Annotated in this window: 6 protein-coding genes; 3 read left to right on the plus strand and 3 right to left on the minus strand. The window is 74.3% G+C overall.

Going from position 1 to position 9,444, the window contains the following annotated elements; genetic code table 11:
* Nucleotides 1-51: 51 nt before the first annotated feature.
* Nucleotides 52-1,941 (minus strand): FAD-dependent monooxygenase, encoded by a 1,890-nt coding sequence (locus ABZT17_RS44205; protein WP_356357847.1) that lies wholly within the window; start codon nt 1,939-1,941, stop codon nt 52-54.
* 74 nt (nt 1,942-2,015) lie between these two features.
* Between ABZT17_RS44205 and ABZT17_RS44210 the strand changes: the two genes are divergently transcribed.
* From ABZT17_RS44210 to ABZT17_RS44220, 3 genes are all read left to right on the plus strand, one after another.
* Nucleotides 2,016-2,738, plus strand: coding sequence for a TetR/AcrR family transcriptional regulator (locus ABZT17_RS44210; RefSeq protein WP_356357843.1), 723 nt, complete (start codon nt 2,016-2,018; stop codon nt 2,736-2,738).
* Nucleotides 2,739-2,836: 98 nt separating this feature from the next.
* Nucleotides 2,837-4,219 (plus strand): FAD-binding oxidoreductase, encoded by a 1,383-nt coding sequence (locus ABZT17_RS44215; protein WP_356357844.1) that lies wholly within the window; start codon nt 2,837-2,839, stop codon nt 4,217-4,219.
* Between the two features lie 100 nt (nt 4,220-4,319).
* Nucleotides 4,320-5,960 carry a PucR family transcriptional regulator ligand-binding domain-containing protein gene (locus ABZT17_RS44220; RefSeq protein ID WP_356357845.1) on the plus strand — a complete coding sequence of 547 codons (1,641 nt, stop codon included), beginning with the start codon at nt 4,320-4,322 and terminating at the stop codon, nt 5,958-5,960.
* 112 nt (nt 5,961-6,072) lie between these two features.
* Here ABZT17_RS44220 and ABZT17_RS44225 read toward each other — a convergent pair whose 3' ends face one another.
* Together ABZT17_RS44225 and recN are read right to left on the minus strand one after the other, a co-directional pair.
* Nucleotides 6,073-7,200 carry a glycosyltransferase family 4 protein gene (locus tag ABZT17_RS44225; protein ID WP_356357846.1) on the minus strand — a complete coding sequence of 376 codons (1,128 nt, stop codon included), beginning with the start codon at nt 7,198-7,200 and terminating at the stop codon, nt 6,073-6,075.
* A gap of 291 nt (nt 7,201-7,491) precedes the next feature.
* Nucleotides 7,492-9,210 (minus strand): DNA repair protein RecN, encoded by a 1,719-nt coding sequence (recN, locus tag ABZT17_RS44230; protein ID WP_356357848.1) that lies wholly within the window; start codon nt 9,208-9,210, stop codon nt 7,492-7,494.
* Nucleotides 9,211-9,444 lie beyond the last annotated feature (234 nt).

Raw genomic sequence — 9,444 nt, forward strand, 5'->3', positions numbered from 1 at the left:
GGCGCCCTTGACGACGGTGTCCGCGGCGGGCGGCGGGCGGCGGGCGGCGGGTCAGCGCACCGGCTCGTGCCCCGGTACGGGTGACGGTGCGCCGGCCCAGCGGTGCAGGGCGGCTTCGAGGCCGGCGGCGGCGTCGCTGAACTCTGTCGTGGCGTCGGTGGCCCAGGCGACCACCCCGTCCGGGCGGACCAGTATCCCGGTCGGTGTCGCGTGGGCGTCCGGCACGCTCCTCACCCGCTCCGCCCAGGCCGCGGCGGTGCGGGTGAACGTCCCGTCCGCGGTGCGGTCCAGCAGCACGAAGCCGCCGTCGTGGGCGTGGTCGGCCGGCCGGGAGCCGTCCACCAGGCACAGGTCGGGTACGTACCGGCCGACCAGCGGGTGGTCGCCGGGCAGGTCGATGCGCTGGGTCACGCCGGCGATCTTCTTGACCGCGTAGGTGGTGCCGTCCCGGGTGCCCAGCAGATCGCCGACGACCTCCCGCAGGGCCGCCGACCTGGCGTCCCCGCGCAGTACCGCGATCTGGGCCCGCGTCCAGTCCAGCACCCAGGCACCGACGGGACGGCGTTCGGCGTCATAGGTGTCGAGCAGCCCTTCGGGCGCCCACCCGCCGATGACGGCACCGAGCTTCCAGCCCAGGTTCATCGCGTCGCCGACCCCCAGATTGAGGCCCTGCCCGCCGAACGGCGAGTGGACGTGCGCGGAGTCGCCGGCCAGCAGCACCCGCCCCGACCGGTAGGCGGCGGCCTGGCGGGCGTTGTCGCTCCAGCGGGTCGCGGTGCCGCGCAGCGCGGTCAGGGTGACATCGGTGCCGGAGACCCGGCGCAGGCTGCTCTGCAGCTCGTCGAGGGTGACTGGCGCCGACCGGTCGGCGGGAGCGCGGTCGAACTCCACGGTGACGATGCGCCCGGGCTGCGGCCCGTTGCGGTACGCCCCCCGGTCGGACCAGGTCCAGCCGCTCGCGAGCTTCTCCGGGTCGGCGATGTCGGCGATCGCCAGATGTCCGGTGAGTTCGGGGTCGGTGCCGGGGAAGTCGATGCCGGCGAGGCGGCGTACGGTGCTGCGCCCGCCGTCGCACCCGACCAGCCACCCGGTGCGGACCGTACCGGCGGTGGTGCCGACCAGGACGCCGTCGCCGGTGTCCTCGAACGCGGTGACCTCCACCCCGCGGTACACGGGTACGCCCAGGTCCGCCACATGACCGGCCAGCAGCTCCTCCAGCTCCCGCTGCGGCACCACCCGAGCTCCGTCGACACCGGCGTGCGCGGCGAGATCGGCGTCCGCCCAGTCCACAAGACCGGCGTCAAGAACCATCCCCGCGAAATGCCCGGTAAACCGAGCCACCCCCACACCCCGCCGACCACCACCTGGCCCCCCGTCACCATCCCGCCGACCGTCGCTGCTACGCCGCCGGCCACCGTCCGGCGAACCCACACCGCCCTGCCGACCCGCACCGTCCGGCCAACCATCACCCTCCCCCGCACCAGCACCGCCCTGCCGACCGCCGCTGTTCTGCCGACCAGCACCAGCCCGCCGAAGGCCACCGTCCCGCGAACCCACACCCTCCTGCCGACCGCCGCCCTCCTGCCAGCGGTCACCATCCCCCGCACCAGCACTGGCCTGCCGACCGGCACCGTCCCGCAGAGCCGCGTCAGCCCGCCGGCGGTCGCCGTCCGGCGGACCCGCACCGTCCCGGTGCCCCACGCCCGCCTCCCGGGCGGCCGTCTCCGCCCTTCCGAGGACCTCTCGTTGGATCTTCTCGGCGGCCGGCAGGAGGCCTCGGCGGTCGAGGGCCTCGGCCGTCGGCACGTTGATCGAGCCCGCCTTCATCGCCCCGCTCGGCTCGGCCAGTCGCTCGATCACCTGCACGCTCGCCCCGGAGAGCGCCAGCTCCGCGGCGAGTACGAGGCCCACCGGCCCGGCTCCGACCACGGTCACGTCCATGTCCTGCTTCAGAATCACTGTCACGAACGTTGTTCTATCTACGAACACTGTTCGCGTCAAGCTATGATGGCCACGTGAACCCGAGAGAGCGGCGCGCGGCGCGCCACCTGCCGCCCCACCCCGAGTCCGGAGCCGACCCCGCGCCCCGCCGCCGCAAGGCCCCGATCACCGTGGAGCAGGTCGTCGAGAGCGCGCTGGACGTCGTCGCCGCCGAGGGCTACGAGGCGCTGACCATGCGCCGGCTGGCCGCCGCGCTCGACACCGGCCCCGCCTCGCTCTACGCCCATGTGGTCAACAAGGCCGATCTCGACGAGCTGCTCATCGGACGCCTGTGCGCCGAGCTGACGCTGCCCGCACCCGACCCGGCGGACTGGCGGGACCAGGTGCACGGCGTGTGCGCCCAGCTGCGGGACCGGTACCTGAAGTTCCCGGGGATCTCCCGCGCCGCGTTCGCCATGGCCCCCACCGACCTGGAGACCCTGCGGGTCAGCGAGGGGCTGCTGGCGATCCTGCTCGCCGGCGGCGTCGCCCCCCAGGCCGCCGCCTGGGCCGTCGACGCCCTCCTGCTGTACGTGGCCGCCTACTGCCTCGAGAGGTCGATCGCCCGCCAGAGGTCGGCACAGGACGACACCGCCTGGGTCCTCGACCGCGAGGAGCTGCTGGGCCGGCTCACCGCCCTGCCCGCCGAGTCCTTCCCGCACACCACCCGTCACGCCGCCGAACTCACGGCCGGCGAGGGCCACGACCGTTTCGACTTCACCGTCATCCTGATGCTCGACGGCCTGGCACGGCGGTAGGCGCTCACCTCTCGGCTCCAAGGGTCCCAACGCGCCCCGGGACCCGCGTCCCCCTAGGCTGAAAGCAGACATTTGCCCCTGTGCGAAAGGGGGCGGCCATGGCTTCCCTCCCGAAGGCGGGCGCGGCACTCGACGCGCTCCGCGAGGATCTGGTCGGCGACGTGTTCGCCCCGGGGGACACGGGCTACGACGAGGCCCGGAGCGTCTTCAACGCGATGATCGACCGCCGGCCCGCGGTGATCGCGCAGTGCGTGGACGAGACCGACGTCGTCAGGACGGTGCGCTTCGGCCGCGACCTCGACCTGCCGATCGCCGTACGTGGCGGCGGGCACGGCGTGGCCGGCACGGCCCTGAACGACGGCGGTCTCGTCGTCGACCTGCGCCATATGCGCGCGGTCTCCGTCGATCCCGCGGCCGAGGCGGTACGGGTCGCGGGCGGGGCCACCATGAGCGACCTGGACCGGGCCACCGAGCCGCACAGACTGGCCACCACCGGCGGCCGGGCCTCCACGACCGGAGTCGGCGGCTATGTGCTCGGCGGCGGCTCCGGCTGGCTGGACCGCTGCTTCGGGCTCGCCGTCGACAACCTCCTCGGCGTGGAGCTGGTCACCGCGGACGCCCGCAGGGTGCACGCGAGCGCCGACGACAACCCCGAGCTGTTCTGGGCGCTGCACGGCGGCGGCGGCAACTTCGGCATCGCCACGGCGCTCACCCTGAAGCTGCACGAGCTGCCGGAGTTCTCCATCGCGATGGTGCTGTACCTCCCGGAGTTCGGTGCCGAGGTCGTCCGCACCTTCCGCGAGATGATCACGACGGGCCCGGACGAGGCGGGTGGCGCCGTCCTGTACGTCACCGGCCCGCCGGAGGAGTTCGTACCGCCGGGCCTGGTCGGTCATCTGGTCTGCGCCGCGCTGCTGACGTACGCCGGTGCCGAGGAGGACATGCGCAAGCTGGCCGAGCCGCTCCTCGCCCTGCCGCACGAGGCGGAGATCGTCGGTGCGATGCCGTACGCCGATGTGCAGTGCATGCTCGACGATCCGGCCGGGATGCGGAACTACTGGTCGGCGGAGTACCTGAGGGGCCTTCCCGACGACCTCGTGGACGTCTACTGCGCGCGCGGCGAGTCGATGCCCGTACCGACGGGCATCCAGCACGTCCTGTTCCCCCAGGGCGGCGCGATCGCGGCCGGTCCGCACGAGTACCCGGTGCCCTACCGCGACGCCCCCTGGGCGGTCCACCCCTTCGGCATCTGGGAGGACCCGGCGGACGACGACCGGTGCGTCCGGTGGGTGGGGGACGTCCGGGCCGACGTGCGCCCGTGGAGCACCGGCGCCACCTATCTGAACTTCATCGGCGACGAGGGCCCCGACCGGGTGGTCGCCGGTCTGGGCCCGGAGAACACGGCGCGGCTGGCGGCGGTGAAGCGCGCGTACGACCCGGACAACGTGTTCCGCTTCAACCACAACATCGTGCCGGGGTGAGAACGTCGGGGACGGAGTGCCCGCCGCTGCAGCCGCCCGATGATCGTCGCCGGCCCGCCCGCGGCTGTCCCGGAGCCGTATCCGCAGGTAGCGTCCGGCTATGGACAGCGGTAGGGACAGCGGGTTCGACACCCAGGGTGCCGGGATCACCGTGCGGCGGGCGCTGGAGCTGCCCGGGCTGCGGAGCGGACTGCCCGAGGTGCTCGCGGGGGGCGACCGGCTGCAGCGGACCGTGCGGTGGGTGCACGCGGGCGAGGTGCCGAACATCGCCTCGCTGCTCAAGGGCGGCGAACTGCTGCTGACCACCGGCTACGGGCTGGGCACCCGCCCGGCCGAGCAGCGGGCGTTCGTCCGCACCCTGGCCGAGCGCGGCATCGCGGCCCTGGTCGTGGAGCTGGGCCCGCGCTTCACCCGTCTGCCCGCCGCCCTCGTCGACACGGCCCGAGCGACCGGTCTGCCGCTGGTCCAGCTGCACCGTGAGGTGCCCTTCGTCGCGGTGACGGAGGAGATCCACACCGAGATCGTCAACGGCCACTACGCGCTGCTCCAGCGGGCCGAGGAAGTGCACCGCCGCTGTACCGAGGCGCTGCTGGGCGGCGGAGGCGTGCCTCAAGTGCTGGGCATCCTGGCCGACTTCAGCGGCAACCCGGTGTTCCTGGAGACGCCGGACGGGCAGTTGCTGTACGCCGCCGGGGCGGGGCCCGAGGGCGCCGATCCGCTCCAGGTGTGGGAGGGGCTGCGCGGGCAGCACAAGGACGCGCCACCGGCCGGTTCGGTACTGGTGGACGTCCCGGGAGGCGGCCCGGGCACGGGGTCGGTGCGGGCGCGGCTGGTCCTGCTGCCCGTGCGGGCTCCCCTGGTTCCCGTGCACCGTATGGCGGCGGAGCGGGCCGCCGGCATCCTCGCCGTGGTCCTGATGCAGGCCCGTCAGGAGGAGGAACTGGCGGCCCGCGGGCGCGGCGACTTCCTCACCGACCTCGCCGAGGGCCGGATCACCGCCGAGGACGCGCCCGCGCAGGCCCGCGTGCTGGGCTTCAAGCCGGGCTCCGGCCCCTTGCTGCCGGTGGTCATGCGGCTCGGTGACGCCCTCTCCGCCGGCGGCGGCTGGGCGGTGCTGGCCCGCGCGGTGTCCGAGGAGCTGGCCTCGGTCGGGGTGCCGGTCCTGTTGGGTGTACGACCTGTCGAGGGCCGTGTCCTCGTCCTGCTGGGCCTGCGTTCGGAGTCCGAGCGGTCGGCCGTGGCGGACCGGGTCGCGGCGGCGCTGCGGGCCGGGGTGGAGCGGGCCGGCATGCAGCGGCCGGGGGCACAGCCGCCGGTGGTGGTCGTGGGGGTGGCCGGTGGCTGGGCCGCGGCCTCGGCCGGACTGCGGCACGCCGCGGAGACGGCGACGGCGGCCCAGGGGCTCACGGACCGCCCCTGGTACGACGCCCGCCGCCTCGACATCGACCTTCTTCTGTGGCGGCTGCGCGACCATCCCGACCTCGCGGCGTTCGTGGACCGCGCGATCGGCCCCCTCCGGGACCACGACAACCGCTCGAAGCCGCCGCTGCTGCCCACCCTCCAGACGTATCTGGCGCACGCGGGCCGCAAGGCGGAGACGGCCCGCGAGCTGCACCTCAACCGGCAGACCCTGTACAACCGGCTCGCCCGCATCGGCGAGTTGCTGGGCACGGACCTCGACGACCCGCAGACGGTACTGGCGTTGAGCCTGGCCCTGCGGGCCCGCCGACACGTGCCGTAGCGACGCGTTCCCCGGATGAGGGGGCGCCAGGGCGTGCTGCGAAAGCCCCGTCGTCCGCCCGGAGGGCGGGCCGGGCGTCGCCCGGCAGGCGGGACTTTCGCAACACGCCCTCCTAGATGAGGGGGCGCGGCTGCGTCAACTCGTCGTAGACGCTGAGCACTTGGGCGACCGTCTCGTCCTCGGTCGGCCAGGTCGCCGCCTGCCGGGTGCCCCGGTCCCTGAGCAGCTCGCGCCGCTCGGGGTCGGCGAGCAGTCCGGCCACGGCGTCGGCGAGGGCCTCCGCGTCGCCGTAGGGGACGAGTTCGGCGGCGTCGCCGACGAGTTCGGGGATGCCGCCCACACGGGTCGCGACGAGCGGCACGCGCGCGTGGAGGGCCTCCTGGGCGAGCACCGAGCGTGACTCCCAACTGCTGGGCAGCAGCGCCAGATCGGCGGCGGAGAGCAGGTCACCCACGTCGTCCCGGCCCCCGATGAGCCGTACCGGCAGGCCCTCGTCCTCGATCCGGCGCTGCAGCACGGCCCGCAACGGCCCTTCGCCCGCGATCACCACCAGCGGTACGGGGTCGAGGCGGCGCCAGGCGCGCGTGGCGTCCAGCAGGGTGTCGTAGCCGCGATGCCGGTCGAGCGAGCCGACCGCCATCAGCAACGGGCGTCCGGTGGCGCCGAGTTCGGCCCGCAGTTTGGAGCCGGCGGGCTCGGGCTCGGCGGACCGGCGGGACGCGAGCAGGGCGACCGCGGCGAGCCGCGCGTCCCGGGCGCCGGTGCGGCGAGCCCGGTCGACGAGGTCGGACGTGGTGCCCAGGACCACCGTGGCGGCCTTCACCACCCGCCGCTCCAGGAGCCGCAGCAGATGGGCCCGCGCGCCCTCGGTGTGCGCGCGGTTGTGCCAGGTGACGACGAGTGGGGTCCGGCGCCCGCTGAGCGCGAGCACGGCACGGAACGAGGCGTGCAGACCGTGCGCGTGCACCAGATCGGCGTCCTTGCACGCCTCGCGCAGCACGGCCACGGACGCCGGGTCGCTGCTCCGGGGCACGTGCACGTGTTCGGCGCCGGCGCCCGTGAAGTCGTAGAGGTGATCGGCCTCCACCGGGGCGCACACCGTCACCCGCACGCCTCTGGCGACGAGCCCGGACGCCAGCGAGCGCACATGCGCGCTGCTGCCGGCGTTGCCGCCGCCCAGCACCTGCACGGTGCGCAGCGGCGACTGACCGTGCGGCGGATGGCTGCTCACGGGGCTCACGTGGCCGGGGCTCCTGGTTCGGCGTCGGGCGGTCACGAAGAAGGTACAGAAGGACCGGGCGGAGGGGATGTACCGCGCGGTTTCCTCCCCGTACTACGCCAAGGATGCCAGCACGTACGGGTGTTCCGGCAACGCGCGGGGGGCCGGAGACCGTGCGGCGAGGGCTCGGTGTCACCCACACGGGTGAGGAAGGGGTGGTTCCGGGCGCGCCGGCGACTCTCGCGCGGCCACGAACCGCCCCGTCGCCACCCCCGTGGCTACCCCGCCGCCACCCCCGTGGCCAACCCGTCGCTACCCGTCCGCGCGAGCCGTCGCCAGCAGCTCCTCCGCGTGGGCCCGGGCCGTCTCCGAGTCCTCCTGGCCGGCCAGCATCCGGGACAACTCCCGCACCCGCTCCTCGCCTTCGAGGACCTTCACGCCGGACCGTGTGACCGATCCGTCATTGGTCTTCTCGACCAGCAGCTGCCGGTCGGCGAAGGCGGCCACCTGCGGCAGGTGCGTCACGACCACGACCTGAGCGGACTTCGCGAGCTTCGCCAGCCGCCGTCCGATCTCGACCGCCGCCTTGCCGCCGACACCGGCGTCGACCTCGTCGAAGAGATACGTGGGGACCGGGTCGGTGCCGGCGAAGACGACCTCCACCGCCAGCATCACGCGCGAGAGTTCACCGCCGGACGCGCCCTTGGCGATGGGCCGCGGCGGCGCCCCCGGATGCGGGGCGAGCAGCAGCTCGACCTCGTCGGCACCGGACGGCCCGTACGCGACGGTACGCCCGCCGACCTCGACGCCCTCCGGATCCTCGGTCTGCCGGATCTCGAAGGACACGCGCGCGTGCGGCATCGCGAGGGAGGCCAGTTCGGCGGTGACGGCCGCGGCGAAGCGTTCGGCTGCCTCGGCGCGGGCGTCGGTCAACGCCTGGGCGAGCCCCCCCAGTTCCGCGCGGAGGGCGTCCCGCTCGGCGGTCAGTTCGTCGATCCGCTCGTCGTCGCCGTCGAGTTCGGTGAGACGCGCGGCGCTCTCCTCGGCCCAGGCCAGCACGGAGTCGATGTTCTCGCCGTACTTCCGGGTCAGGCCGGTGAGCGCGGCCCGCCGTTCCTCGACGGCCGCCAGCCGCAGCGGATCGGCGTCCAGATCGTCGGCGTACCCCGCCAGCTCCCCGGCCACGTCGCCCAGCAGAATCCCGATCTCCCCGATCCGGTCGGCCAGCGCGGCCAGCGCCGGATCGTGCGACCGCACGGCGTCCAGGGCCCGCTGGGCGCCCGCCACGAGCGTCGCCGCGTCGATCCCCTCGGGATCCTCGGGATTGCCCGCGAGGGCGGCGTGAGCGGCCGTGGCGGCCGACGACAGCGCCTCGGCGTGCCCGAGCCGCTCGGCCTCCTCGGCGAGCTCCACGTCCTCCCCGCCACGCGGCTCGACCCCGGCGATCTCGTCGAGCCCGTAGCGCAGCATGTCGGCTTCCTGAGCCCGCTCACGCGCGCGCGTGACGATCTCCTCCAGCTCGACCGAGACGGCCCGCAGCCGCCGATAGGCCTCGCCGTACTTGGCGAGCGGCCCTGCGACGGCCTCCCCGGCGTACCGGTCGAGCGCCTGCCGCTGCCGGGACAGCTTCAGCAGCCCCTGCTGATCGGTCTGTCCGTGCACGGCGACCAGATCGTCGGCGAGGTCGGCGAGCAGCCCCACGGGCACGCTCCGACCGCCCACATGCGCCCGCGACCGCCCCTCGGCGGAAACGGTACGGCTGATCAGCAGCGCCCCGTCGTCCAGCTCGGCCCCGGCCTCCTCGGCCCGTACGACGGCCGAGGCCCCGGGGGGCACGGCGATCCGCCCCTCGACGACGGCCTTCTCGGCCCCGATCCGTACGAGCGCCGCGTCGGCCCGTCCACCGAGCAGCAGCCCGAGACTGGTGACGACCATGGTCTTGCCGGCACCCGTCTCACCGGTCACGGCGGTGAACCCGGGCGACAGCTCGACCACCGCGTCGTCGATGACGCCGAGCGACCGTATCCGCATCTCTTCCAGCACGATGAAGACCTTACGAGGTCGGGCAGGACAAGCGCGAGGCACCCTGTCACCCGGGCGGGTGGAGGTTGGGCCAGGGCATGTTGCGAAAGTCCCGTCGTCCGCCCGGAGGGCGGGCCGGGCGGCGTCCGGGGCGTGCTCTCGGCGTGCCGGGCGGAAGCCCTCGTACTGGTTGTACGTGGGTTTTCGCCCGGTGCGGCGAGTGGGGGCACCTCCCACGCCCTT

This window comes from Streptomyces sp. NPDC005648 (assembly GCF_040605395.1).
Lineage (GTDB): Bacteria > Actinomycetota > Actinomycetes > Streptomycetales > Streptomycetaceae > Streptomyces.

Excerpts from the sequence above, each read along its gene's own strand:
- ABZT17_RS44205 (WP_356357847.1), bottom strand. The coding sequence starts at position 1,941 with ATGGACGTGACCGTGGTCGGAGCCGGGCCGGTGGGCCTCGTACTCGCC.
- ABZT17_RS44215 (WP_356357844.1), top strand. The coding sequence starts at position 2,837 with ATGGCTTCCCTCCCGAAGGCGGGCGCGGCACTCGACGCGCTCCGCGAG.
- ABZT17_RS44220 (WP_356357845.1), top strand. The coding sequence starts at position 4,320 with ATGGACAGCGGTAGGGACAGCGGGTTCGACACCCAGGGTGCCGGGATC.
- recN (WP_356357848.1), bottom strand. The coding sequence starts at position 9,210 with ATGCGGATACGGTCGCTCGGCGTCATCGACGACGCGGTGGTCGAGCTG.